Source organism: Sporosarcina sp. P16b (assembly GCF_002743065.1).
In the GTDB taxonomy this organism is placed as follows: Bacteria; Bacillota; Bacilli; order Bacillales_A; family Planococcaceae; genus Sporosarcina.
Genome location: NZ_PDYO01000016.1, coordinates 1 through 23,472, shown reverse-complemented (window position 1 = coordinate 23,472; position 23,472 = coordinate 1). Strand labels below are relative to the sequence as shown.

Here is a 23,472-nt window from a genome sequence, read left to right as displayed (position 1 = left end):
ATGAAAAGGAGATGAGCAACATGAGCTTTTTATGGTTCTTAATTATCGGAGGTATCATTGGTTGGCTAGCTGGACTTATTGTAGGTAGAGATATTCCCGGCGGTATCATTGGTAACATCATTGCAGGTATTGTAGGTGCATGGATTGGTGGTGCACTATTAGGCGAATGGGGTCCACAGATCTCTAGTTTCTATTTCTTACCCGCGTTAATCGGTGCGATTGTACTTGTATTCATTGTTAGCTTGATTATGAAGAGTATGCGCAGAGCTTCATAATACTAAACGTCAAAACGTGAAGTGGCCCATTCGAGGCGCTTCACGTTTTTTGTAGACTGAATTTTGCTTATTCATTCGTCTACACGCTCATAGTTCATGCGTAACCGCTCTATAGTCACCGTAAAGCGCTCTATAATACGAAACCAACGCTCTATCATGTTCCGTAACCGCTCTATAGTCAGTGCGAAGTGCTCTATGATAGGTGACAACCGCTCTATACGCCCGCCTCTTGAACGTTCCCTTCCACTTTACATCAATCAAAAAAAACGCAGAGCCACCAGATTCGGTGGACTCCACGTTTCATTTCTTCACTTGCTTCTCTGTTGCCTTGCGTTGCTCCTCAAACTCATTGTAATACCACAATACATCTTCTACATATTGATCGCTGTGATTATAAGTGAAAACAGCTTTCGGTATATCCCCGTCTGCGGCACCGCTATCCGATAGATAGTGGGCGGCGCTGAAGATGGCATCTTCTATATCAAATGGGTCCGCTATTCCGTCACCGTTTGCATCGACACCGTAACCACCGTATTGCTTAATCACCGCTGGATCAATCTTATCACGTTCAGGAATATCTCCTTTGCCCAATTCCTTGCAACCAGGATAATCCCAGCCGACGAACGTACATGGCATGAACTGCATCGGTCCTTCTGCACCAACTGGTGAGACGTCGGCTTTCATTGTAGAGAACCTTGTCTCAATGCGGTGATGCGCTGCAAGCAATGTCCACGGAATATTGTATTCTTTTGCTGCTTCGATATAGATTGGAATAAATTCCTGTGGGACGGATTCTCCAGTTTTTCGGTCTTGAATATGAAATAACGCCGTAGCCGTTTCTTTAATTGTGTCGTGTTTTCCGAAATTCACCCAAAGAATGGCGGAAATCGTAAAGAGCGTGACAGCAACAGGTACTAATAAAACCAAAAAAGCGACCATAACTCGTCCCGATCGACTGAGCCTCTTTTTCTTTAATTTCTTCATTGCCTCATCCCTTCAGTTGATTACTTGCCTTCTTTGATGAGTGCTTTCATATCTTTTACGATTGTATCATATTGCACGTCTTCGTTCCCACCATATAATTTTACGACTTCATTGTTCTGATTCACCAAGCCGAATGAAACGCCATGGATGACTTGATCATCATTCGGGATTTGCTTCACTAACTGTTTAAACGATGAAGCAGCTAATTTTTCAATGGTCTTCATATCGTAACCTGTCAGCATCTGCCATTTACTTTCATCGGGCGCGCTAAACAAGTCGAGATACTTCCCGAGTTCTTCTGGTGTATCCACATCCGGGTCTACACTGAATGACACGATATGGTAATCCTCGATGTTATTGTCAATCAATTTTTCCTGCAACGTGACCATATTGCTCATCATTGGCGGACAAACGGTTGTACATTTCGTAAATACAAATTGCGCTAGCCATACAGAGCCTTTCAAGTCTTCATCGGTTACGGTTTCATTGTGTTGGTTGGTAGCTTTAAATGAATCCACTTTATATTTATGATCGGGCTTAAAACTGCCACCACACGCACTCAATATCAGCACAAAAATAAGTGTTAACGGTACCAAAAGCTTTTTATACATTTTCGATTCCTCCACCTTTTAATAGTCACTTTATCATAACGAAAGTTCACCAGTCATACAAGGTGAAGGCAGCCTCCATTTTGGCTAAATCTTGTCGGAATCATGAAGTTCCTATGAAGTCATCTGTTTTTGATGTCTGAGAGAACGCCATGAATCGCCTCTAGCTTCACTTCCAAACGATGCAGTAGATAAAACGATACGAAAATCGGAAATCCGACATCTTGTATGAGCTGTAGCCAGTGCTCCATTGTTCACTCCTCCTCTCTGTCATTCGATGAAAAAGCCGGCTTCCAGTACGTGACTGAAAACCGGCTGTAACTTATCGACTGACGATGTTTCGTGTATCACGTGCAACGATTCGTGCACCTTTAATCGTGGCGAGTGGAGATTCTTCGATAAGGAAAATATTGCTTTGGATCACTTGCTGCATAACAGCTTCGACTTGACCTTGCGTAATGTCTTCATCGGGTTCATCCACCGTTAATGTGACCGGCTTATTCGCCGCGGTTAAAAATGTTAATTCCAATACTTTTGCCATGTGCGCTCTCCTCCTGTACGATTTTAGTTATGAAGATCTTCTGTCACGACTTTCTCGAGCTGAATGAGTGGGTAGCTTGATAATGAAGCAAGTTGTGTCAAAGCGGTGTACATATTTGCTGGTGTTGCGTCGTCATTGATGAATTTGTACGTTTTAATCTTGCGGATGAAGTGACCTTTCTCGTTAACACCTGCATTAAAGTGGATCTTCGCCGTAGCCTGATTGAATTCTAGTGTTGCTGCCATGTGTATCACCTCCTTTCATCCGCTATATAGACGAAAAAAGTGAAAAGGATACTTTGTTAGTGAAATATTTCTCAATTGCTTTTATAATGAAGGGTAGAATGGAAGAGGTGAAAAAACCGTGCCAGACCTATTTATGTGGTTTATTATATTTTGGGGTATTGTGATGATCGGCTTATTCGCTATCGGTGGATTCTTCATGTTCCGGAAGTTCCTGAAAGTATTGCCGAAAGAAGACGGAAAATCGACGCTGGATTGGGAAGAGCATTACGTCAATGAGTCGTTGCATTTATGGAATGACGAGGCGAAAAGCATGCTCAACGAACTCGTTACGCCGGTGCCGGAGTTGTTCCGCGACGTGGCGAAGCAGAAGATCGGTGCCAAGATCGGTGAGATTGCGTTAGAAGACCGTGCCAAAACTATTGAATTTGATCATATTATCAAGGGGTATATTCTTGCTACGCCAAAGCGCGACCATAACTTCTTGCGTAAGAAACTCAAGCAGATGGAAATTGATGTTCAGCCATATGAGCATTTGTTTACGTGAATATAGAAACAGGATGTCCCTATTGATGGGGCGTCCTGTTTTTGTGTGGTTTTGAGTTCATACGGTACGAGCAGTGAAAGGCAAGAGTGACGTCACGGGATTTCCACTCCAGCTGGGGGACGCTTTCTGGAGGGCGCGGCCCGAGCCTCCTCGTTCGCTACGCTACCTGCGGGGGTCTCGAACTCGCGCTGATCCTCCCAGAGTCGCCCCCAGCTTCCGTGGAAATCCTACGTAGAAAGTGAAATGAGGTGGATCATTCACTAGCGATAGTATGTGAATGATTGTGATCTTTGAACGTAGTGAAGTTCAAGTTCAATTCTAGTTGTAACTACTAGATTGATTACAACAATAGCTTCAATGCACAACAAGAATGTCTCTCACTCGCATTGCAAAGGATTGGAGCGGCAGGCGACCCCTCCAGAACGCGTCCGCCTAGAGCGCAAATCCCTACCCTAAACTAATGCCAGCCTTCTACTTTCATTTCCATGCATAAAAAAAGAAGCCGTCACAAGGACGACTCCTTCCCTACCCTACTCTTCTCAAGCATCTTATACTTCACTAACATTCCGACCCGCCACGGCAAGATCATCGAAAACGCGAGGATGAAAAACATGCCGCCAAGCTCACCGACGTCGATTGTGTTACTGAGCACGATCTTTCCGACCAGGCGAATCACCAATAACCCGAACAGGATCAGTAAAAACACCTTTGACTTCTTCAAATAAATCCCGTCATCTTTAATCTCAAACTTCGTCGTATAAATCAAAAACGTGGAAAATATCAAGCCGACCAAACCGGCTTCTACCACTTGCGTCCATGGCACTTGGAACTCGTCGAACAAGAACATCAACATCCCAGACGACATGAACAATGGCGGTAAGATAATCTTCTTCGCCTGAATCGGCCTATTCGACGCCTTCGCCCGCATCGTATAGACAAATGTCGTCATCACGACGAAAACTACCGTCGAAGCGATGATCAAGTAAATGGATGGAATACTTGTGAAGACGTAATCTATCAGTTCTTGTATCTTATGCATCTATGTTCCCCCACTGCACGAGCTCATCGAGGCGTTTTTTCAGATCATTCATTAGAACGATTCGTGCAAAACGCGTCAACTCTTTCTGTTCATTAAATAATAAGACGACTGGTGCAGTAAAGAGTGACAACTGTCCAGCTATTTCTGGAACTTCCGCCGCGTTCACACGGTAGAAGTCGAATGGATAATTGCTTTCGAGTGCCGCCACCTGCGGATACAATCCTTCGCAGACGGAGCAATTATTTGTTTTCACGAACAACAAGAACTGCGGTGTCTCATTCAATACATGCTGCCACTCGTCAAAAGAAGTAATTTCTTTCATCCTACACCTCCTTTCTGCTTACCCACTTACATTAAAAGCCTTGGAAGTCGCCAAAGATTGGGCTAAGCCAACTTGTGAAATAGACCATTCCGTTAAAGAACAGTATGATACCGAATGCAATCATCAAGTAGCCGCCTACTTTCGTAATCGTCATACTGTGCTTGCGGATCCAACCAATTCGAGTGATGAAGAAAGACAAGAAGAAGAATGGAATCGCGAAACCAAGTACATAAAGCATCATATACAACATACTAGATGCCGGATTCGTCGCAGCCAGATAGATGATGGCACCGATGATCGGCCCCATACATGGCTGCCATCCAGCGGAAAACGCTAGACCGATCAGCGCCGTACCGAAGTAACCTGCGGGACGATTTTTAAATTGCAGCTTCTTCTCTTTCATTAGAAATTCTGGTTTAAATAATCCAATCGTCATCAGTCCGAAGATGATGATGAAAATCGCGCCTAGCTGACGAATCAAATCTTGATATTGCAAGAAGATCGATCCAATTAAGGATGTACTGAATCCTAAAATAATAAATACGATCGAGAATCCGAGTAAGAAGAACAGCGTGTGCAACATGCCAGCACGGTTCATTCCTTTTTTCTTATCTCCGAGTTCATCCAGTGACATGCCGGTAATATACGATATAAAGGCCGGGTATAGTGGTAATACGCATGGAGAAATAAAACTCAGGAAACCTGCTCCAAACGCAAAGAAAATATTAACATCCGTCCCCAACAAAATTCCTCCTTTAACAGTAGAACAAGTAGAATGCCGGCAAGCGCCAACATTCCCACTCTATCGTACCAAACAAGAGGCTCGATTACGCTTCATTTGATTGTGAAATCTTTTTGACAATCACGCAATCTTACTCTTGTGTCCCGTTTTGCAATTCATACATCGTGTAGTACAAGCCCTTTTGCGCAAGCAACTCTGCGTGTGTCCCACGTTCGACGATTTCGCCGTGGTGGAGTACGAGAATTAATTCGGCATCAGCGATCGTACTTAGACGGTGCGCAATCGCAATCGTTGTACGGCCTTCGCGCATCTTCTCTAAACTCTTCTGGATCGCCACTTCCGTTTCCGTGTCAATATTTGCTGTTGCTTCGTCGAGCACGAGCACTTTCGGATTCATCGCAATGGTCCGTGCGAAAGCGATCAATTGACGCTGTCCACTGGATAACGTCGAACCGCGTTCTGTCACTTTCTGTTCATAACCGTTTGGCAACTCTTCAATAAATTGATCGGCTTGAACGAACTCTGCAGCTTCCCGCACATCTTCATCCGTCAACTTTTCATTATGGAGACGGATGTTGCTTGCGATATCACCGTAAAACATGAACGGATCTTGCAAGACGAGTCCTACTTTTTTCCGCAATTCTTCTATTGGATACTCTTTTAGCGATACCCCGTCAATGAAAATGTCGCCGCGCTCGTATTCATAAAAACGCATGAATAGATTGATAATCGAACTCTTTCCGCTTCCTGTATGACCGACCAGTGCGACCGTTTCACCTGCATTCGCGGTAAAGGAAATATTTTTGAGCACATCCTGTTTACCGTCATAACTGAACGTCACATTACGGAATTCGATCGTGCCTTCTGTAATATGCTGAGTAGATACTGCTGTTTGCTTTGGTTCAATTTCCGGATTATCGATTAGCGCGAATACTCGCGACGCGGATACGATCGCTTGCTGGAACATCGATAAACGTTGCATCACTTGGTTGATCGGTTGGAATAGACGTCTTAGCAACGTAGTGAACGCATAAATAATCCCGACATCCACGACCGATGTAAACGATGCCGTTCCGAAATAGCTAAGTACTGCAACGATGGATCCGGCATACAGCAAGTCGATAAATGGTCCAAGCATCAAGCTATCAAAACGAATATTTCGCAGTCCGACGCGGTAATGTCCTTCATTGACTTCAATAAATTCGTCAGACAAGCGCTTCTCTTGGCGGAACGCTTGAATCATGTCCATACCAGATAATGACTCGGAGATTTTCGCGTTCAGCTGACTGAGCCGTTCCCGAATATCTTGATAGAAGTCTGCACTGTAATAGCGATAGACCGATACGAGAATTAGGAATAGCGGCAATAGGATCAATGTATAAAGCGCGAGTTTGCCGTCAAGCGTAAAGAGCGCAATATAGACGCCGACAATTCCGAAGATCGCCTGCATGAACGTAACCGCCACACTGACGAACATTTCTTTGATGGATTCCGTATCATTCGTTACACGTGAAACGATTCCGCCAGCAGGTGTCTGATCGAAATACCGTAGTCCAAGCTTCTGGACTTTCGAGAACGCATCGATCCGAATTTGCTGGATGATTGCGAGTGCAAATTCCTGGAACCGCAATGTTTGGAAATATGACCCGATAATGTTGACGAGTTGTAGTCCGATGTAAATTAGTGCAATGGTCCATACTTCTTTCGCCGGGAAGTTTAGTGGTACGACATAGTCATCGAGGAATCGCTGGATTACTAGTGGCCCAAGAATCGTCGATGTCACCGTCAACAGCAATAATAAAATCGCAATCAATGCACTTTTTTTCATTGGTAAGACGTATTTCGCTAGCCGCATGAACGTTTTGAACTGATCTCTGGCGGACATCTTCTGTTTGTTATTCATCTGCGCCGCCTCCTTGCTCTACGATCGACTCTAGCTGTTGCAAATCATACATTTCTTTATACATCCCGTTTTGTGCCATTAAGCTATCGTGATCGCCAATTTCAACGACTTCGCCTTCATCAAGAACAATAATTTGATGCGCGTGCTGAATGGCACTTAAGCGGTGCGACGTAATAATGGTCGTCTTACCCGTTCTTTCTTCTTTCAATGAACGAAGAATCGCTTCTTCTGTCCGGGCATCTACTGCGGACAATGAATCATCCAGCAACAATAGCTCCGGATCCATTAGCAACGCACGTGCAATGGACACACGCTGACGCTGTCCACCGGATAACGATACGCCACGTTCTCCAACCAGCGTTTCATACCCTTTTTCAAACGTCAGAATATCTTCGTGAATATGCGCGGATTTCGCAGCCGCCACAATTTTCGCGGGATCAATTTTCGGGTTCGTAAAAGCAATATTTTCACCGAGTGTCGTCGAGAACAAGAAATGGTCTTGCGGCACATAACCGATTGCCTGGCGCAAACATTCCTTCTTATAGCGCGTAATCGGAATGCCTCCATACGTAATCGTTCCCGTATAACCTTCGAATTCTCGCATCAATAGCTTGAGAATCGCTGTTTTCCCTGCACCGGTCTTGCCGATCACGCCAAGTGTTTCACCTTGCTTGATCGTAAAGTGTAAATTACGCAGCGATGCCCGTTTATCGTCTGGGAACTTGAACGTGTCGATATCAAAGACGATATCTCCGTGCGGCAATTGACTCACCGCATTCGGACGATCTTGAATTCCCGGTTCAACCGAAAGTAAATCCTGAATTCGGCTGTAGGATGCATTTCCCCGTTCGACAATGTTGAATAGGAAACCAATAGCTAGCATCGGCCATGTTAACAGTCCTAAATAGGAAGTGAACGCCACCAAATCCCCGATCGACAACTCCCCTGATAAAATAAAGCGTGTACCGAAATAAAAGGATAGAATATAGGAGATCGCAAAAACTCCCGCAATCGTCGGATCAAACAACGCATCCACTTTCGCAACACGCATATTCTCCTTGACGACTTGTTCTGAACGTTTCGTGAACGACTCGACATCTTCTTTTTGCTGACCAAACGTCTTCAGCACTTTAATTCCTGAAATACTCTCCTGTGCTTTGTCGTTCAAATCGGAGAATGCTTCCTGCGCTACACGGAATCGATTACGTAATAATCGTCCGTAATAACTCGTCAGGAAAATCATCACCGGAATCGGCACAAGGGCGATCAGCGTTAACTTCCAACTAATCGAAAACGCCATCATCAAGATGACGAAACCACCTGTTGAAATCGAATCGAAGAGTGTCAGAATTCCTGATCCCGCCGTTTGTTGCACCGCATTGATGTCATTCGTTGCATGCGCCATTAAATCTCCGACACGTCGTCGCTGATAAAATGAAGGCGACATGCGTGTGAAGTGCGTAAACAGACGCTCTCTCATGACGCGTGCAAGGTATACCGATGAGCCAAAAATCATCACGCGCCAAATATAGCGCAAGACATACATCAATACGCCCGTCACCACGAGAATAATCATCCAGCGCATCAGCATCTCCGCGGTCAATTCATCTTTCGCCACCGCATCGACAATATAGCCGATAATTTTCGGCGGTGCCAGTTGCAGTAACGCGACAATCATCAGGGCCGTGATCCCTATGCTGTATTGTTTTTTTCTCTCAGAAAAAAACCAGCGTAAATCCAGTAATACTTTCACTGGCTTTCCTCCTTTGTTCTGCACCACTTCTCTTGCAGTATTTTTTATAGTGCTGGCTATTTGATTCTAGCAAAACTTCTAGGTTATCGAAAGTTACGGAACTGGGATATTTCAGTATTTGAAATACATCCTCTCTATACTAGCAGGATCGTCCGACTGGATTCGACTTGTTTTCATTTATAATGTCCACCGATTAATTGATTTCGTCTATACGCCGTACCACCTGGCGTAACGGACACTGCGCGAAGAATAGCAGCCGATCCATACTTCATGCGAATTTCATCCATCACATGACCGATTTTTTGTTGCTTCCAATTCATTGGTTCAAATAAACTGAGCTGGAAGCTACTATCTTCTTCGAGATTCGACAAGTTGACAGAAATATGGCGTAACGGACGTCCGTCATGGAACGTTTCAAACAACTCTAAACAGACGCGATAAATCGCCATCGTTTCATTCGTCGCTTCCGGCAACGTTTTTTGACGATTGAATCCACCACCGAGTACGTGCTTTGAATAACCAAACGACAATGTGATGGTGCGCCCTTTCTTTTTCGCAAGCCGCGCACGCATTGCGGTATCTTCACACATCTCAAGCATGACGGCTAATACTTCGTCAGTCTTCGTATAATCGCGCAACAGCGTCTGGCCTTTGCCGTAACTCACTTGCCCGTCGATCAACACAGAGCCAAGATCCGAATAATCGATACCATGCGCATGATAATAGAGTTGATTGCCCATCACACCGAACTTCTTCTCCAAACTCTCAAGCGGTGTGTGCGCGAGATCACCAACTGAATAAATGCCCATGTCTTCAAGCGTTCGCTCCACTCGCTTGCCGATTCCCCACATTTTACGAAGCGGGGCAACAGGCCATAATTTCTTCGGCACATCTTCATACGTCCAGTGCGCAATCCCTGTTTTTTTCGCCTCGAGATCTAGCGCGAGCTTCGACAACAACATATTCGGCCCGACTCCGCACGCTGAACGCAACTCGAATTGCCGGTACAACTCATCCTGAATGCGGAAAATCAACGTCTCAAGAGGACCCCATAGTCTTTCCGTGCCCGTAAAGTCGACGAAACTTTCATCGATACTGTATACATGGATCGCTTCTTTTGGTACATAGCGGTTCAACAATTTCGTCAATTCCATCGACACATCGATATAAAATTGCATTTTCGGTTCAATTAAACGAATGCTTGGGTCGTCTGGCACCTCATACAGACGCATGCCTGTCGTAACTCCAAAGCGTTTTTTCAGTGGCGGTGAGGCAGCCAGTACGACACCGCCTTTTCTCTCAATATTGCCGACAATCGCAATCGGCACTTCCATTACGTCGAGTCCTTCCATGGCTGCAGCACAGCTCGCGTAGAAGCTACGCATATCAAGACACGCAATTTTTCTATTCGGTAATGGTTTCATATGGCATTCACCTCTCAAAAGAACAAGTGTTCCTATGAGTAGTATACCCCCATTTATCGTGTTCAAGCAATGGAAATTCGCGGGTACCATGGATAGTTGTGGTGAATATATCGACTAGACGAAAATATCCCGAAAATCAGAGTGTGACCTCTCACTTTCGGGATATACTATTTCGGTATATCATTATAATATAGTAATTATTTACAGGGAAATATCTTCAGGTGGTTGGCCCGATTTATTCATCAAGCGAATCGCTTCAGGTTCAATTTTCAAAATAACCAAATTCGGATCTTCAGGACCATCAAACCACGCTTTCATATGATCATTCCAAATTTTCTTTTTCAAGCTTTCGTCATCAGAAATTGTTACACGGCCGGAATACTCAACGTATGCGTCGCCGAATCCTTCCCCGTCATACCCAAGAAGAATATGCGTGTACGGATTATCTTCAAGTTCATCCACTTTTTCCGTTTTTCTATTAGTAGGCGTATACAAAGTCAACCCGTCACTCATGAATGTCATATACCGGCTATACGGTTTGTTGTTATCCACCGTTGCCATCGTTCCTACCATACTTTCATCCAGAATTTTCTGTACTGTACCTTTTGCAGTCATGTACTTCCGCTCCTTTCGCGATTACTCCTAGTCTTCCCACCGCCACCATTTCTAAACCTAAAACGATTCGAGCAAGTCGCTCACTTCAGCCAATACTGACTACCGTTACGGGTCTGACCGAAATAACCGTATTCAATTAAATAATTTCGAAGTGTAATGAAATCTTCATGAATTTCCGAAAGCCGATCATTCATCTCATGTTTACTGTACGAAATATCTCCGTCAAAGCGCTTACTAATTTCCTGGACAATAATTCGTCGCTGTTTTTCCGTCGCCGGCATCTCTTTTAACTGGCCATCGGTTCCGTCAGGGAAAAATGTTTGCAGTATTGCTTGCTGTTCTTCCTCCGCCACTGAATACTCATCGTGAAATAATTGAGACGCTTTATGCGGCGGGATAAACGCCTGCGCGTACGACTCACGTTCTTTCAATAACTCCATCATCGCAAGAAACACTTTCGCCTGACGTTCTTTTTCTTTTAACGCAAAGCGATGATGCCGGACGGTCGTCGCACTGCCAATCTCCAGTTCTTCCTGGACATCCTTATCACTTTTCCCTTGATAGAATAAACGCAACAGATCACCTTGATGATCCGTAATCCCTGACCATTTCTTATCGAGTTCAAGCAAATACGCAAACACTGACTGATGCGAATGTTCGATATGTACATGCATAAATCGCTCCGCTTCATACAACGCATTTTCGTACGGATAAATCACACCTTTTTCGATTTGTTTACCGCATAGTAAACAATCATACGATGTGGAATCTTCTATATACCCTTGCTTTAATTCCGTTAGTGAAGCATCCCAGAACGTTTTCGTAAACTCCATATGTCCCACACTCCTATTACGTTTTTAGCTACAACAAACAAATCCATCATTCGTTTGTCCGTTATGTTCTATGATACCCCGTACACTTTCCGCATTCAATAGCATAACAAACAATATCTCACTTTGTTTGTTTGTTCGTTCATTTGCAATACGTTTCATACAGTCGCCAAACAAAATCGCACATGATACACTCATTTCATACCTATACAAACGGGGTGACATAATGTGTTTACTGGCGTTTCAATTGCAAAGCCATCCGAAGTATCAGCTCGTCATGATGGCGAACCGAGATGAAGCTTACGCACGTCCGACAGCACGAGCAAACTTTTGGAGCGATCATCCAGATATTTTAGCAGGACGTGATCTCGAACAAATGGGCACGTGGCTCGGTATCAATACACAAGGGAAAGTCGCTGCACTAACCAATTATCGTGACTTCACGCTACCGCAAACCGGCAAACTCTCACGCGGTCATATTGTATCTTCCTATCTACAATCCAGTCTGTCTGCACAAGATTTCATGGAGCAACTGCATACAAATCGAGAAGATTATGCAGGCTGTAATGTACTGGCTGGATCCGCCAAGGAAATGTTTTATTACTCAAACATCGAGCAATCCATCCGACATCTACCGAACGGCACACATGGACTGAGTAACGCCTTGCTCAATACACCGTGGCCGAAAGTGGATAAAACGAAAGCTTTGCTGGCAGATTACTTGCAACAAACGGAGACGATAGATCGGGATAGATTATTTGGCATGATGCAACGAGCAGAACCATTTCCGATTGAACAACTACCTGATACCGGCGTAGGTGAAGATCTCGAGCGCTTACTGTCTTCGATATTTATCGCATCAAAAGACTACGGCACACGTTGCACAACTGTACTGACCATAGACAGAGAAGATCGTGTAGAATTCGAAGAGCGCACATACAAAAAAGGCGTCTTTACCGCTACTCAAAAATTCTCTTTTCGCATCGAAAAACCGGCTCACTCCTAAAAGAGTACAGCCGGTTTTATTCTGTTTTTCATGCATTATTTTCATATAACTATTACAACATGTCCATAAATTTTTTAAATTCGGCCAAAGCTTTTTCGCGGTCTCCCGTACTGAATAAACGCCTTTGATCAGCACCGATAATACGATAATGTCCACCTGCGGTATGCTGTTGCAATTGATATTGTTGCCATTGTCCGATCTCCGTCCACCAATTAATCGACGCACTCGCGGCTGTTTGTCGTGAATGAATCTCTTCATGCACTGCCATTTCAGCTAACTCAATCGGATCTTCTCCCATGACCGAGCGCAACAAAGCACTCTCGCGAAATAGCGCACAAACTACTACCGCTGTTGCCCAACCAATTTCTTGGCGGCCTTTCTCTAGCTGTACTAAAGTCTTCTTTGAAATGCCTATAATCTCCGCCATTTGATCTTGCGTATACTCCATTTCTGTTCGGATTAACTTCAAGCGAGGTGACACTAAGTCAATGACCGTCTGCTTATTCAATGTTTTATTCCACCTTTACATTTAAAGTGTATATTTACACATTTAATCACTTTAGTTATTTTATATGTAATACAACTACCTTTTGTGTCTTTTGTCTTCATTTGTGTAAAACAGCTTTTATCTCTATAAGCAGTGTATCACAACTAGAATAACTAGTTACATTTCCATAGAAAAAACCTGCTGAACCGAAGCTCAACAGGTGGTGTTTATCGTATTAAATAGTTCGGGTAGATTCCCAGTTTGTAATATCTTCCTCTAGCGGAATTTGTGCAGCTCGAGCTTTTACCGCAGCGTTGAAGAACAAGGCCACTAGGAAGATCGAGATGACAGTCGCTCCGATTATGGACACATTCATCGGTAAGCCGAATCCAATGGCGGCATTCAATATATACGTCGTCGTAGCCATCAGCATGAATGTTCCGGGTATGAGTGCGACCCAGTAGTTCTTACCGGCAATGAAGAGATACATTGCGCCTACGAATAACGCAATGACCGCCGTAGACTGATTCGCCCAGGAGAAGTAGCGCCATAGGATGTTGAAATCTACTTGAGTCAGTGCAATCGAAATAGCGAACATCGGAATCGCGATCCATAGACGGCTCATGATTTTCGCTTGCGGATACTTGATATAGTCCGCAACAATCATGCGTGCACTACGGAATGCCGTGTCGCCTGATGTGATCGGTAAGATGATGACACCAATCACTGCAAGTGTTCCACCGATAGCACCTAGCATCGTGACAGATACTTCACTAACAATAACTGCCGGTCCACCAGCCGCAAGCAATTCACTCAATGTCACACCGTTAAACAACGCCATACCAGCTGCTGCCCAAATCATCGCGATAATTGCTTCTGCAATCATCATGCCGTAGAAAATTTTGCGACCTTGGTTTTCATTCTTCGTTGTCCGGGAAATAATTGGAGACTGTGTCGCATGGAAACCAGAAAGCGCTCCACATGATATCGTTAAGAATAATAACGGGAAGATCGGAATATTATCAGGATGTAAGTTCGCAAATGTCAATTCAGGAATCGGAACACCTTTGATGACCATCATGCCGCCGATACCGACTGCACTGATCACAAGTAGCGCACCGAAGATGGGATAGAAACGACCGATGATTTTATCGATCGGTAATAGTGTCGCCAAAATATAATAAAGGAAAATAAGAGCAACGATGATTCCCATTGCCATCCAACCATTCATGAGGTTGTATAGCAATCCTGCTGGTGCGGAAACGAATACCGTACCGACCAAGACGAGTAATAATAACGCAAACGCATTGACAATATGTTTCATCGCTTTGCCGAGGAATTTTCCTGCCAGTTCAGGCAAGTGTGCACCGCGGTTTCGGATTGAAATCATACCTGTCAGATAATCATGTACAGCGCCTGCGAAAATCGCACCGACGACGATCCAAACAAATGCGACTGGGCCATATAACGCGCCCATAATCGGTCCGAAAATCGGGCCAACTCCTGCAATATTTAGTAATTGAATCAATGAGTTCTTGTTTGTGCTCATCGGCACGTAATCGACTCCGTCCGCGCTCGTATACGCCGGCGTAGGACGTTCTTCTTTAACGCCAAACATTTTGACGATATACTTACCATACGTAAAGTAACCAACTATTAATAATACGATAGAAAATAAAAATGTAATCATTGCTTTTTTCCCTCCCTAGTATTGATAACGCTTACATCAACTATAATAGAAAGATGTCCGAACTATGACAAAATCTCGTAACATGTCAAAATCGCGAGGTAAGATGCACTCCGAGAGATTAACATGTTACGAGATTTTTTTATCCTTCGAGGCGTTGCCGTAATTCTTTGACATAATTTCGGCTAACTGACAATTTCTCCGGGCGCTGATCTACTTCTAACTGATACGCTCCATTGAACCAAGGCGTCAAGCTACTGACGTGTACGAGATTCACGAGAATACTTTTATGGATGCGGAAGAACGATGAATAGGTCAATTTGTTCTCGAGATCTTTCAATGTCATGCGCGTTTCATACTCACGCGTAGGCGTAACGATCTTCGTCCAGTTTTCTTCTCGGTGGACATAGAGAATATCGCTGATCGGGATATAGTGGATTTCGCCTTCCGTTTCAACGGGCAATCGATCGATTCGTTTCGGTGATGTGTCGAGTTGCGTCCGCTGCAGCAACTCTTTTACACGCGCAATCGTCTGCCACAATTGCTCTTCATCATACGGCTTCAGTAAATAATCCATTGCATGGACACGAAACGCTTCTGCCGCGAATTGCGGATAAGCCGTCGCGAAGACGATCAGCGGTACTTTTTTCAATGCGCCTAGCGTCTTGGCGACTTCCATTCCATCCACTTTTGGCATCTCGATATCAAGGAATACGACGTCAGGCTGTAGCTGCATCGCCTTGATAATCGCCGACTCCCCTGAATCCGCTTCTCCGACAACCTTTACTCCATCAAATCGTCCAAGCAAGTACAGCATTTCTTCGCGCGCGTACCTTTCATCATCTACGACTAATACGCGAATCGTTTCCGTCATATCCGTTCACCTCCGATTTCGGAATGTGGAATGAAATCTTCGTCCCTTCATTCGGTGTACTTTCTATTGTGAGTCCTGAATTTTTATCGAACGTCATCTGTAGGCGTCGGTTGACATTAAAGAGGCCGAGCCCGGTACCTTTTTCGGATTGGATTTGCTCTCGTCCAAGTATAGCGAGCCGCTCTGGAACAATTCCCTCACCGTTGTCTTCTACCATAATATGAATGGCATCGCCTATTTCATGTATTGAAATGTGGACCATTGCATTTGCTTCCAATTCCTTAATCCCGTGTGTCATCGCATTTTCGACGATCGGTTGCAACGTCAATGGCGGAATCTTCTCCCGCAGAACGTTCGGATCCACGTCGATACAAATCTTCAATTTATCAATGAAACGTGCTTCTTCTATCATCAAATACGCTTTGACGTGCGCAAGTTCTTGCTGTAACGTCACCATCTTCACCGTCGTACCTTCAAGATTTTGACGCAAGAAGAATGACAGCGATGACAGCAGTTTACGCGCTTCATCCGGATTCGTTCGGATCAAGGAAAGGATAATATTCATCGAATTGAACAAGAAGTGCGGACTAATTTGCGCCTGCAGCGCCTGGATTTCTGCTTCTTTCGCTAGTTGGTAGGCATGATCCGCTTCGGCAATTTCAAGTTGATTGCTAAGTAATTCAGCGAGTCCAGCAATTAATTCAATCGTAACATCGGTAATCGCAGTACGGGAAGGATAAAACAACTTCAACGTTCCAATCGTTTCCCCGCGCGTTTTAAGTGGCGCAATGACGATGGCTCCTGATGCAGAACCACTCGGATGATCATGGGTGACGGAATCCGTGACAGTGAGCCGACCTTCCTGGATCACTTGACGCGTTATATCAGTCTGGATCGGGCCTTGCATTATCGTACCTTCGGATCCGACATACGCGAGAATATCCGTTTTATCCGTCATCGCGACAGCACCTGGCTTCAACTCATCTAAGAGAATACCGCACACCGCTTGAGCTGTTTCCTTCCGCATACCTGTCCGTAAATAGCCGAGCGTCTGATCCGCGATACGCAATGTTTTCTGCGCTTGCAACGCGGTCACTTTTTCCTGATCACTGATGACGTTATACGCAATGAGCATGAATAACGCGGCACCCATACCGTTTGCCAAAATCATCGGCACGCCAATCGTTTGAACCAATGCGAACGCTTTCTCAAACGGCTCTGCCAATACAACGATAAGCACCATTTGCAACGCTTCCGCAGCTGCACCAATCGTGAATGCCACAAGTGGACGAATAGGCTTGCCCTTTTTATAGAAGTAACCTGCCAGAACACCTGAAATTATAGTGGATATTCCGCACGAAAAAGCCGTGAATCCACCTAAAAACATCCGGTGTATCCCAGCGATAAGTCCGGCGCCAATCCCAAGTCGATATCCACCAAGCAATCCTGCGACGACTACCCCGATCACACGGGAATTCGCAATCGCCTCATCGGTAGTGAGTTGCCATGACATATTTTCAAAATGAAACGTCTGCATATCCAGCGCCACACCGAAATACGTTCCGAAAATCCCAAACAATCCAAAAAAGAGTATCGCCGTCAGCTCTTGCCGACGGTCCAATACATCTTGATGGATCATATGTTGAAAAAACCGAAAACGAGTCAGAAGGAAAGCGACCGCCACAATCATTCCGACCCGTTCGAACATAATGATCAGTAAATCGAGCATCGCCATCCTCCATTCATTTGATTAACGAAAATTACTTTTGAATCGCCTTGTTCACGACCGCTACGACTTCCATACGTGACATCTTCTCGCGTCCTTCTTTAAGTGCATCGAGCGTACTATGCGCGAGTGCCAACGGAATATTACAGAAGTTCAAAATGGTCTTCGTATGGATGTCTTCAATATACGCGTCAGCGAGTGCCAAATTCTCTTCAGCATACGCAAACATTTCCGGCAACTTCCAATCATTCGGGAAGAAGTTCACATCACGCACCGCGTCTTCCTTGTAGTTACGAAGAATATTAACAGACTGCAAGCCACGGCCAAAGCCAATGGCTAAGTCACGATCCGTCTCCGTGCCATCATACCAGCGCCAAATATCCGCAAGCATAACGCCAACGAGTCCCGCAACATAGTACGTATAATCATCAAGATCTTCACGCGTCTCAATCACCCAATCCTTGCCTGCCCACTTCGCCATGCCACGACCCATGATCGCAGTCGACTCGAGCACTTTAGTACGTGCCGTTTCTGGACAGAACTCTACCCAGTCAGCTAAACGCAACGTCACTTCAGGCAACTGATCGCGGTACGGTGCGAATAACGCGTCCAGTGCAGACGCCATCGATTCGCCAGTCGCAATCGTGCGGTCTAGTATGTCACTTACTTTGTTTAGTAAGTCCATGACAATATCTACGTCCAGTTGTTCATGGTCTTCAATTTCATCGATTGCGCGCATACACAAGTATGCAGATGCGACGGCTTCTCTAACGTTTGGTTCAAGTAATTTAATTGGTATATAGAATGTACGGCTTGTCTCTTTTAGGACTTTCATTGCTTCTTTTTGTAGTTTCGCTTCAGTTTTCATGTAAGGTTCCCTCCATCAATCTTCGCACAGGTAATAATTATAAAGAATGTGTTTATTATAGCATTGATTGTATTGGGGGTGCGACTGGAAAGGTGTTCGGGGAGGAAAACTGGTGTAAATCGGAAGAAGTTTTAGACCGTTTTGCTGCGTTCTAGCAAGACGTGTTTCAGAAGTCTAACGCTAAGGAAACTAGTCACGGCGCGTTCTTTAATCGTCTCACCTGATCAAGCTAATCTTCCATGAGTCGCCTTGCACTTCGCTTCACTGGATTGGATTTCTAATTTAGTGTAGATGGATTTTTAGCTAGGGAGACGTTTACTAAGAATATTCGATAATGATACATTTAAAGAAATACATATATAGATAGTACTGGGGTAGAGTCCATGGATATCGTAGTGATTCTTCCTTAAGAGTAGGAAAACCAAGAGATATGGACTTTGCAAAGAAGTTCGTTACGGTTGACTTTTCCAAAGAGCATACTCATCAAACGGTCTTTTTATCTTCTGTCAATTTCACTGGAGATGGCCAAGGAGTTCTAGTTCATCATGATGGTGTACCTTAGACGGTTTGTGTGTATCCGTTCGAGCATAATAGCTACCCGGAACGCACGTTGGAAAGATCACTTCCATCTGGCGTATTCGGTGAAAACTTGGTGATTGCAGGTATGACTAGAATCAGAAGCTGCGATTAGACAATTCATAGCGAAAGTAAAAAGGTTATAAGGCCGTTTAAAATTATACAAATCGTAAAAACAAACCATATTCTATCTTTAAATAAGCCTACAAATATATTTGCCGCAATGAAATACATTGATAATGTCAAAGCCATAGAAAACAAACTAAACCCTTTCAGTCCGGGGATTACAAAGGTAAATGATATTCCCGAATAGAAAAGAATGGTTATAATCGCAAATATCAAAAATGTATTTCGTGATTTGCCTACCCGCTTATAGAACTGTTCTCCTAACAAGAGTTTCCCCTCCAATTTGTTCATTTCATTTTTTTATAATGAACAATATGTTTTCAGGCTATTAACAAACGTTTAGATATTGTTCCGTTAAATGGACCTTTAACTGTATAATCCTTATTTCAGAATTGCACCCGTTACTATAAGTACAGCATTTCATAAACTTGATTTCCAATCTTTACAAGATTACATTGGGTAATCGGCTATGATTTTTAATATAGATAAGGTTACATTTTAAATAATTGTTTTAGTTTCTAACCATTTTTTAAAATTCTGTCGTTCATTTTTATCTCTAAGCAGCTTTCTTACCTTTTTTCTAGATGAAAGATAATCCTTAAGTTCTTTATCTTCCTCTATCACTAAGTAAATATTCAGATTCCTTTCCGATAACTTCCTAAACCAATATTTTTCTTTCACCAAACTTATATTGGATGAAAGTCTTCTTTCTCTTGAAAGGAAGATATAATTAATATAAGTAAAAATATCCTTTATTATTTCCCATATAGCCCTATCGTTTGTCTTCATTTATATCTCCTTTAAAGTAAAGTGTATATCGAAACTAGCCTGCCATTTAATTCAACAAGTCTTACTCAATATGGCCCGATTGTGGAAGATAGCTATTACTGCATATTTACTACTTCACATAAATAATTATAGCATAATCAATTGTATATCCCAGTATTTCCCACCACTGTATTTCACATAAAAATGCAATTGAAATAACCATGTTCGTAAAAGTACACTTTAACGAACGGTTTGAAATGGATGATAAAACAACGGAAATAATGTTCATAAATGTACGAAAACACTTTGCGCACGTTCATTAATTTACACATACTTATACGAACGATTTTCAGGTATAATATAAGGAAAGAATCTTTCACGAGGTGAATTATGGAACAACGCAAATTTGGTTACATACGCGTCAGCAGCCAAGATCAAAATGAAGGTCGGCAATTGGATGCTATGAAAAAGTTAGATATTAATGAACGCGATATTTATTTAGATAAGCAAAGCGGAAAGAACTTTGAACGTGTAAACTATCAATTGCTTAAACGGGTTATCCGAAAAGGCGACATATTGTATATCCATTCGCTGGATCGGTTTGGTCGGAACAAAGAAGAAATTCTACAGGAATGGAATGACCTGACGAAGAACATCGAAGCTGATATTGTTGTAATGGATATGCCGTTACTCGATACGACACAATACAAAGATAGTATGGGGACATTTATTGCAGATCTGGTTCTGCAGATTCTTTCATGGATGGCTGAAGAGGAACGAGAACGCATCCGGAAACGGCAGCGCGAAGGAATCGATTTGGCATTGCAAAATGGGGTTCAGTTTGGAAGACCCAAGGTTCTGCTTTCAGAAGAGTTTAAAGAAGTTTATAAAAAATGGAAAGCTAGAGAATTAACAGCTGTGCAAGCAATGCAGGAAGCTGGGGTTAAGAAAACTAGTTTTTATAAATTAGTGAAAGCACTCGAAGATGAAACTTCGAGCACATTATAATAGAAGAAACTCTTAAAACCTCCTTTACCAAAAATGGCAAAAGAGGTTTTTTTATATACTTACAACGACTGCTTTAAAGTTTCGGAATTCAACAGTTTTATAATAACCAAGTTTATATCTCTTATATACCTATAAATATTTGTCCAAAGTTGTATCGGATATCGTTAGATAATGCTGAACTAAAGTTTCAAGTGATTTATGTCCTGTTTGTTGCGCGATAGTTGGTAAATCTGCACCTGCTGTGTGCATCGCTACCACCTGGCTTTTTCTGAAATTGTATCCGGTAAGTCCCCCAGTCCACCGCTTCAGAGCTTTACAATAGCCTATTTCACTAATAACTGTGCTCTCATAGCGTTCATTCTTATATACTCTTCCTACAAAGTAATCGTCTGTTTTAAGATTGTATTCACGTATATATTTTTCAATTGCAATAATAACTTCTGGTGTGAGCCGTTTAGTATGCCATCTTTTTTGTTTCTTCAAATAAACATGAACGGATCTGTTTTTTAAATCAAAGTCTGATATTTTTAAACGAACCATTTCATTAGGTCGGTTAGCGGTTACAAGATTAACTAAACAAATTGCTTTTGCTCTTATCGGTAGCTTATTAAGAGTATCCATCAATTCTCTCTTATCAATGGCTGATTTTCCTCGAACCTGAATTAAATGGGCATATTCATCTTCACGATACATTTTCCGCATCGCTGAAAGCTCGTATGCAACTCTAGCCTCTCCTTTGAATTCTATACTATGAATTACACTTAAGTATTTTCTAGTAGCTGCCAGTCTACGTTCCCATGTCGTTTTTTTTATTCTTTGTATGGTCAACGATATATATATATATAATCAAGCAGCGCCTCTGTTCCAATTAGTTGGCTAGTATCGGTGCAATATTCTTTGAACCTACGAATATCCCCCTCATATTGTCTTGGGATCTCCCCCATCTTATTTTCAATATCAACTTTTCTGTCGTAGTGACGTTTTTGGGTCTCAAATGTATCTTGGTGCTTTGCTAATTTAAAATCTGACATCCCTTTTCCTCCCCACTTCTTTTAAAATCAATCTTAGCCAACATTCTGACAGATTGATTATGAAAATAATTATGAGGCAATACATAAGAGGCAGTGAAGTAAAATAGATAATACCAGTGGGTGACAATACCTTTACTACTTCATACCTTACGGATAGTAAATGTACTTTTCAGAAATGGAAATGTTATACTTGTTATACAAACTCGGCTATTTGTAATAAAGTCGGTATACCGTTAACGGGCCATTTTATGTAGGAAGAACAGAATGTTTTACGAGGAAGGAATGAAGTGGAATCAGATGTTATCAAGAAAATTATAAAAGGATTGTGTAAAGTAAACGATATTTCTCCTAGAAGAGTTAGATTCGAAAGTATTGAAGGTGTCGTAATTATAAGCGTTAAAAATCATTTAAAAGATGGTGTGGATTTAGAATGTTTCCATATTTTGAATCTGATTTATCAAGTGATTACTCCGTTTGGGGTTAAGTTTAATCAGCAACTATATTTATATCCAAATTCAAAAAGAGTAGCCAGGATAACTGTATTGTTCCAAAAAGAGGAATATGATTCTTTAAATATGAAAATGGAAAATTGTGACATAGATAATTAATCAACATTCGGGTGCTAAGATTCTTTAACAAGGATTTGCACCCTACAATAATAACCCGATTTGTGGGCTGTATTTTAAAATTGGTTGTGCAAAAGAATGCTTAAAACATGCGCAAATTACTTGAATTGACAGGATTGTGTCGATTCAACAAAAGGATTAAATTATAGAACAAATAGGTAACTTATTTAATTTTTATCCGTCTAACAGTATGAGGAGGGACAGAATGGAAAAGAAAATTTTACTAATCTTGATAGGAATGATAATGATTTTAGCTGCTTGTTCAGAAGAAAAGGTCATTAAAGAGAGAGAAAATCAAAGTAAAATGAATAATATTGATTCAATTTATAAAGATGGAGATATTTCCATTTCTATATCAGTTAGCCAAGAGAGATACGATCAGGGAGAGACACCGGTTGTTATTATAAGAAATGATGGGGAAACACCGGTGGATTACACAGGGCTAGGAACTAGCTTGGAATACTTACAAGATAACGTTTGGGTTGCGGCAGATGATGCAGTAACAGAGGATAAATTAAATGTATTAGAACCCGGCAAAAAAATGGATCAGAAATTTCCGCAATCCTATATACAGCAGAAAGGCGTTTATAGAATTGTCTTTAAATTCCATGCTGACAGGAATAAGGAGAGTAAAAAAATAGCTGTTTCGTTTTATGTGGATTAATTAATGACCTGGAAAAGGTCATTAAAAAAGAAGATTGTCTACTAATATGGTACCTGTGGTTAGGGCATGATTATTGCATATGAATTGAGCCACCTCTGCGGAGTTTTGAGCCACTCAGTGCGGACGATTGAGCCAGTGAATGCGGACGTGAGAGCCACCCTACTAATTAAATCACCTTCTGTATAATTGAAATCGCATGC

The 23,472-nt window shown here is 42.6% G+C and carries 28 protein-coding genes; 7 read left to right on the top strand and 21 right to left on the bottom strand.

Translation table 11 applies throughout. The annotated features are described in order from the left end of the window. Nucleotides 1–20 precede the first annotated feature (20 nt). Nucleotides 21–275: a GlsB/YeaQ/YmgE family stress response membrane protein gene (locus CSV77_RS13935; protein ID WP_099632297.1), complete on the top strand. Its 255-nt coding sequence runs from the start codon at nt 21–23 to the stop codon at nt 273–275. A 300-nt stretch (nt 276–575) separates the two neighbouring features. Here CSV77_RS13935 and CSV77_RS13930 read toward each other — a convergent pair whose 3' ends face one another. The 5 genes from CSV77_RS13930 to CSV77_RS13910 all read right to left on the bottom strand — a co-directional run bounded on the left by CSV77_RS13930 (nt 576) and on the right by CSV77_RS13910 (nt 2,653). After that, nucleotides 576–1,259, bottom strand: coding sequence for a lytic transglycosylase domain-containing protein (locus CSV77_RS13930; protein ID WP_099673862.1), 684 nt, complete (start codon nt 1,257–1,259; stop codon nt 576–578). Between the two features lie 20 nt (nt 1,260–1,279). Further along, nucleotides 1,280–1,870: an SCO family protein gene (locus CSV77_RS13925; RefSeq protein ID WP_099632294.1), complete on the bottom strand. Its 591-nt coding sequence runs from the start codon at nt 1,868–1,870 to the stop codon at nt 1,280–1,282. Nucleotides 1,871–1,989: 119 nt separating this feature from the next. Beyond that, complete coding sequence (locus tag CSV77_RS13920; protein WP_081241957.1) at nt 1,990–2,118, bottom strand: YvrJ family protein; 129 nt, start codon at nt 2,116–2,118, stop codon at nt 1,990–1,992. A gap of 71 nt (nt 2,119–2,189) precedes the next feature. Then, nucleotides 2,190–2,408 (bottom strand): DUF2922 domain-containing protein, encoded by a 219-nt coding sequence (locus CSV77_RS13915; RefSeq protein WP_099632293.1) that lies wholly within the window; start codon nt 2,406–2,408, stop codon nt 2,190–2,192. A gap of 23 nt (nt 2,409–2,431) precedes the next feature. Beyond that, complete coding sequence (locus CSV77_RS13910) at nt 2,432–2,653, bottom strand: DUF1659 domain-containing protein (RefSeq protein WP_099632292.1); 222 nt, start codon at nt 2,651–2,653, stop codon at nt 2,432–2,434. Nucleotides 2,654–2,786: 133 nt separating this feature from the next. On the opposite strand from CSV77_RS13910, the gene CSV77_RS13905 reads away from it, so the two are divergent. Further along, entirely contained in the window at nt 2,787–3,197 is a 411-nt protein-coding gene (locus CSV77_RS13905; RefSeq protein WP_099632342.1) for a DUF2621 domain-containing protein, read from the top strand. A gap of 505 nt (nt 3,198–3,702) precedes the next feature. Here the strand turns inward: CSV77_RS13905 and CSV77_RS13900 are convergent. From CSV77_RS13900 to CSV77_RS13865, 8 genes are all read right to left on the bottom strand, one after another. Continuing rightward, complete coding sequence (locus CSV77_RS13900) at nt 3,703–4,236, bottom strand: CcdC family protein (RefSeq protein WP_099632291.1); 534 nt, start codon at nt 4,234–4,236, stop codon at nt 3,703–3,705. Then, nucleotides 4,229–4,558 (bottom strand): thioredoxin family protein, encoded by a 330-nt coding sequence (locus CSV77_RS13895; RefSeq protein WP_099673861.1) that lies wholly within the window; start codon nt 4,556–4,558, stop codon nt 4,229–4,231. Before CSV77_RS13895 ends, CSV77_RS13900 begins: the two co-directional genes overlap by 8 nt. A 31-nt stretch (nt 4,559–4,589) precedes the next feature. Then, a complete protein-coding gene (locus CSV77_RS13890) occupies nt 4,590–5,300 on the bottom strand; it encodes a cytochrome c biogenesis CcdA family protein (protein ID WP_099673860.1) in 711 nt (236 codons plus the stop codon). 130 nt (nt 5,301–5,430) lie between these two features. Continuing rightward, complete coding sequence (locus tag CSV77_RS13885) at nt 5,431–7,203, bottom strand: ABC transporter ATP-binding protein (protein WP_099673859.1); 1,773 nt, start codon at nt 7,201–7,203, stop codon at nt 5,431–5,433. Further along, nucleotides 7,196–8,956, bottom strand: a complete 1,761-nt coding sequence (locus tag CSV77_RS13880; RefSeq protein WP_099632287.1) for an ABC transporter ATP-binding protein — start codon at nt 8,954–8,956, stop codon at nt 7,196–7,198. The genes CSV77_RS13885 and CSV77_RS13880 overlap by 8 nt, the downstream gene beginning before the upstream one ends. A gap of 173 nt (nt 8,957–9,129) precedes the next feature. Then, nucleotides 9,130–10,380: a Y-family DNA polymerase gene (locus tag CSV77_RS13875; RefSeq protein ID WP_099673858.1), complete on the bottom strand. Its 1,251-nt coding sequence runs from the start codon at nt 10,378–10,380 to the stop codon at nt 9,130–9,132. A gap of 201 nt (nt 10,381–10,581) precedes the next feature. Continuing rightward, nucleotides 10,582–10,995 (bottom strand): pyridoxamine 5'-phosphate oxidase family protein, encoded by a 414-nt coding sequence (locus CSV77_RS13870; RefSeq protein ID WP_099673857.1) that lies wholly within the window; start codon nt 10,993–10,995, stop codon nt 10,582–10,584. Between the two features lie 80 nt (nt 10,996–11,075). Beyond that, the gene (locus CSV77_RS13865; RefSeq protein WP_099673856.1) at nt 11,076–11,828 is read right to left on the bottom strand and encodes a DUF2087 domain-containing protein; all 753 of its coding nucleotides are present in this window, start codon (nt 11,826–11,828) and stop codon (nt 11,076–11,078) included. A gap of 223 nt (nt 11,829–12,051) precedes the next feature. Between CSV77_RS13865 and CSV77_RS13860 the strand changes: the two genes are divergently transcribed. Then, complete coding sequence (locus CSV77_RS13860; RefSeq protein ID WP_099673855.1) at nt 12,052–12,831, top strand: NRDE family protein; 780 nt, start codon at nt 12,052–12,054, stop codon at nt 12,829–12,831. A gap of 52 nt (nt 12,832–12,883) precedes the next feature. Here the strand turns inward: CSV77_RS13860 and CSV77_RS13855 are convergent, their stop codons facing one another. The 5 genes from CSV77_RS13855 to CSV77_RS13835 form a co-directional block, all read right to left on the bottom strand. Further along, entirely contained in the window at nt 12,884–13,339 is a 456-nt protein-coding gene (locus CSV77_RS13855; protein ID WP_099673854.1) for a helix-turn-helix transcriptional regulator, read from the bottom strand. A gap of 214 nt (nt 13,340–13,553) precedes the next feature. After that, nucleotides 13,554–15,008, bottom strand: a complete 1,455-nt coding sequence (locus CSV77_RS13850; protein ID WP_099673853.1) for a carbon starvation CstA family protein — start codon at nt 15,006–15,008, stop codon at nt 13,554–13,556. 139 nt (nt 15,009–15,147) lie between these two features. Next, nucleotides 15,148–15,879 carry a LytR/AlgR family response regulator transcription factor gene (locus tag CSV77_RS13845; protein WP_099673852.1) on the bottom strand — a complete coding sequence of 244 codons (732 nt, stop codon included), beginning with the start codon at nt 15,877–15,879 and terminating at the stop codon, nt 15,148–15,150. Beyond that, nucleotides 15,845–17,608, bottom strand: a complete 1,764-nt coding sequence (locus tag CSV77_RS13840; RefSeq protein WP_099673851.1) for a sensor histidine kinase — start codon at nt 17,606–17,608, stop codon at nt 15,845–15,847. The genes CSV77_RS13845 and CSV77_RS13840 overlap by 35 nt, the downstream gene beginning before the upstream one ends. A gap of 31 nt (nt 17,609–17,639) precedes the next feature. Then, a complete protein-coding gene (locus tag CSV77_RS13835; protein WP_099673850.1) occupies nt 17,640–18,473 on the bottom strand; it encodes a squalene/phytoene synthase family protein in 834 nt (277 codons plus the stop codon). 571 nt (nt 18,474–19,044) lie between these two features. On the opposite strand from CSV77_RS13835, the gene CSV77_RS17400 reads away from it, so the two are divergent. Beyond that, complete coding sequence (locus tag CSV77_RS17400; protein ID WP_369802779.1) at nt 19,045–19,164, top strand: hypothetical protein; 120 nt, start codon at nt 19,045–19,047, stop codon at nt 19,162–19,164. A 509-nt stretch (nt 19,165–19,673) separates the two neighbouring features. Here CSV77_RS17400 and CSV77_RS13825 read toward each other — a convergent pair. Further along, a complete protein-coding gene (locus CSV77_RS13825) occupies nt 19,674–19,964 on the bottom strand; it encodes a hypothetical protein (protein WP_099673848.1) in 291 nt (96 codons plus the stop codon). A 369-nt stretch (nt 19,965–20,333) separates the two neighbouring features. On the opposite strand from CSV77_RS13825, the gene CSV77_RS13820 reads away from it, so the two are divergent. Further along, nucleotides 20,334–20,951 carry a recombinase family protein gene (locus tag CSV77_RS13820; protein WP_099673847.1) on the top strand — a complete coding sequence of 206 codons (618 nt, stop codon included), beginning with the start codon at nt 20,334–20,336 and terminating at the stop codon, nt 20,949–20,951. Nucleotides 20,952–21,080: 129 nt separating this feature from the next. Here CSV77_RS13820 and CSV77_RS17160 read toward each other — a convergent pair whose 3' ends face one another. Both CSV77_RS17160 and CSV77_RS17155 read right to left on the bottom strand, forming a co-directional pair. After that, nucleotides 21,081–21,644, bottom strand: a complete 564-nt coding sequence (locus CSV77_RS17160) for a tyrosine-type recombinase/integrase (protein WP_233212257.1) — start codon at nt 21,642–21,644, stop codon at nt 21,081–21,083. A 131-nt stretch (nt 21,645–21,775) separates the two neighbouring features. After that, complete coding sequence (locus CSV77_RS17155) at nt 21,776–21,982, bottom strand: hypothetical protein (protein WP_233212256.1); 207 nt, start codon at nt 21,980–21,982, stop codon at nt 21,776–21,778. Nucleotides 21,983–22,269: 287 nt separating this feature from the next. Between CSV77_RS17155 and CSV77_RS13810 the strand changes: the two genes are divergently transcribed. Next, nucleotides 22,270–22,590, top strand: coding sequence for a hypothetical protein (locus CSV77_RS13810; RefSeq protein WP_099673846.1), 321 nt, complete (start codon nt 22,270–22,272; stop codon nt 22,588–22,590). A gap of 223 nt (nt 22,591–22,813) precedes the next feature. Next, nucleotides 22,814–23,272 carry an immunoglobulin-like domain-containing protein gene (locus tag CSV77_RS13805; RefSeq protein WP_099673845.1) on the top strand — a complete coding sequence of 153 codons (459 nt, stop codon included), beginning with the start codon at nt 22,814–22,816 and terminating at the stop codon, nt 23,270–23,272. Nucleotides 23,273–23,472: the final 200 nt, after the last annotated feature.

Excerpts from the sequence above, each read along its gene's own strand:
- CSV77_RS13935 (WP_099632297.1), top strand. The coding sequence starts at position 21 with ATGAGCTTTTTATGGTTCTTAATTATCGGAGGTATCATTGGTTGGCTA.
- CSV77_RS13930 (WP_099673862.1), bottom strand. The coding sequence starts at position 1,259 with ATGAAGAAATTAAAGAAAAAGAGGCTCAGTCGATCGGGACGAGTTATG.
- CSV77_RS13925 (WP_099632294.1), bottom strand. The coding sequence starts at position 1,870 with ATGTATAAAAAGCTTTTGGTACCGTTAACACTTATTTTTGTGCTGATA.
- CSV77_RS13920 (WP_081241957.1), bottom strand. The coding sequence starts at position 2,118 with ATGGAGCACTGGCTACAGCTCATACAAGATGTCGGATTTCCGATTTTC.
- CSV77_RS13915 (WP_099632293.1), bottom strand. The coding sequence starts at position 2,408 with ATGGCAAAAGTATTGGAATTAACATTTTTAACCGCGGCGAATAAGCCG.
- CSV77_RS13910 (WP_099632292.1), bottom strand. The coding sequence starts at position 2,653 with ATGGCAGCAACACTAGAATTCAATCAGGCTACGGCGAAGATCCACTTT.
- CSV77_RS13905 (WP_099632342.1), top strand. The coding sequence starts at position 2,787 with ATGTGGTTTATTATATTTTGGGGTATTGTGATGATCGGCTTATTCGCT.
- CSV77_RS13900 (WP_099632291.1), bottom strand. The coding sequence starts at position 4,236 with ATGCATAAGATACAAGAACTGATAGATTACGTCTTCACAAGTATTCCA.
- CSV77_RS13895 (WP_099673861.1), bottom strand. The coding sequence starts at position 4,558 with ATGAAAGAAATTACTTCTTTTGACGAGTGGCAGCATGTATTGAATGAG.
- CSV77_RS13885 (WP_099673859.1), bottom strand. The coding sequence starts at position 7,203 with ATGAATAACAAACAGAAGATGTCCGCCAGAGATCAGTTCAAAACGTTC.
- CSV77_RS13875 (WP_099673858.1), bottom strand. The coding sequence starts at position 10,380 with ATGAAACCATTACCGAATAGAAAAATTGCGTGTCTTGATATGCGTAGC.
- CSV77_RS13870 (WP_099673857.1), bottom strand. The coding sequence starts at position 10,995 with ATGACTGCAAAAGGTACAGTACAGAAAATTCTGGATGAAAGTATGGTA.
- CSV77_RS13865 (WP_099673856.1), bottom strand. The coding sequence starts at position 11,828 with ATGGAGTTTACGAAAACGTTCTGGGATGCTTCACTAACGGAATTAAAG.
- CSV77_RS13860 (WP_099673855.1), top strand. The coding sequence starts at position 12,052 with ATGTGTTTACTGGCGTTTCAATTGCAAAGCCATCCGAAGTATCAGCTC.
- CSV77_RS13850 (WP_099673853.1), bottom strand. The coding sequence starts at position 15,008 with ATGATTACATTTTTATTTTCTATCGTATTATTAATAGTTGGTTACTTT.
- CSV77_RS13845 (WP_099673852.1), bottom strand. The coding sequence starts at position 15,879 with ATGACGGAAACGATTCGCGTATTAGTCGTAGATGATGAAAGGTACGCG.
- CSV77_RS13840 (WP_099673851.1), bottom strand. The coding sequence starts at position 17,608 with ATGCTCGATTTACTGATCATTATGTTCGAACGGGTCGGAATGATTGTG.
- CSV77_RS13835 (WP_099673850.1), bottom strand. The coding sequence starts at position 18,473 with ATGAAAACTGAAGCGAAACTACAAAAAGAAGCAATGAAAGTCCTAAAA.
- CSV77_RS13825 (WP_099673848.1), bottom strand. The coding sequence starts at position 19,964 with ATGAAGACAAACGATAGGGCTATATGGGAAATAATAAAGGATATTTTT.
- CSV77_RS13820 (WP_099673847.1), top strand. The coding sequence starts at position 20,334 with ATGGAACAACGCAAATTTGGTTACATACGCGTCAGCAGCCAAGATCAA.
- CSV77_RS17160 (WP_233212257.1), bottom strand. The coding sequence starts at position 21,644 with ATGTATCGTGAAGATGAATATGCCCATTTAATTCAGGTTCGAGGAAAA.
- CSV77_RS17155 (WP_233212256.1), bottom strand. The coding sequence starts at position 21,982 with ATGTCAGATTTTAAATTAGCAAAGCACCAAGATACATTTGAGACCCAA.
- CSV77_RS13805 (WP_099673845.1), top strand. The coding sequence starts at position 22,814 with ATGGAAAAGAAAATTTTACTAATCTTGATAGGAATGATAATGATTTTA.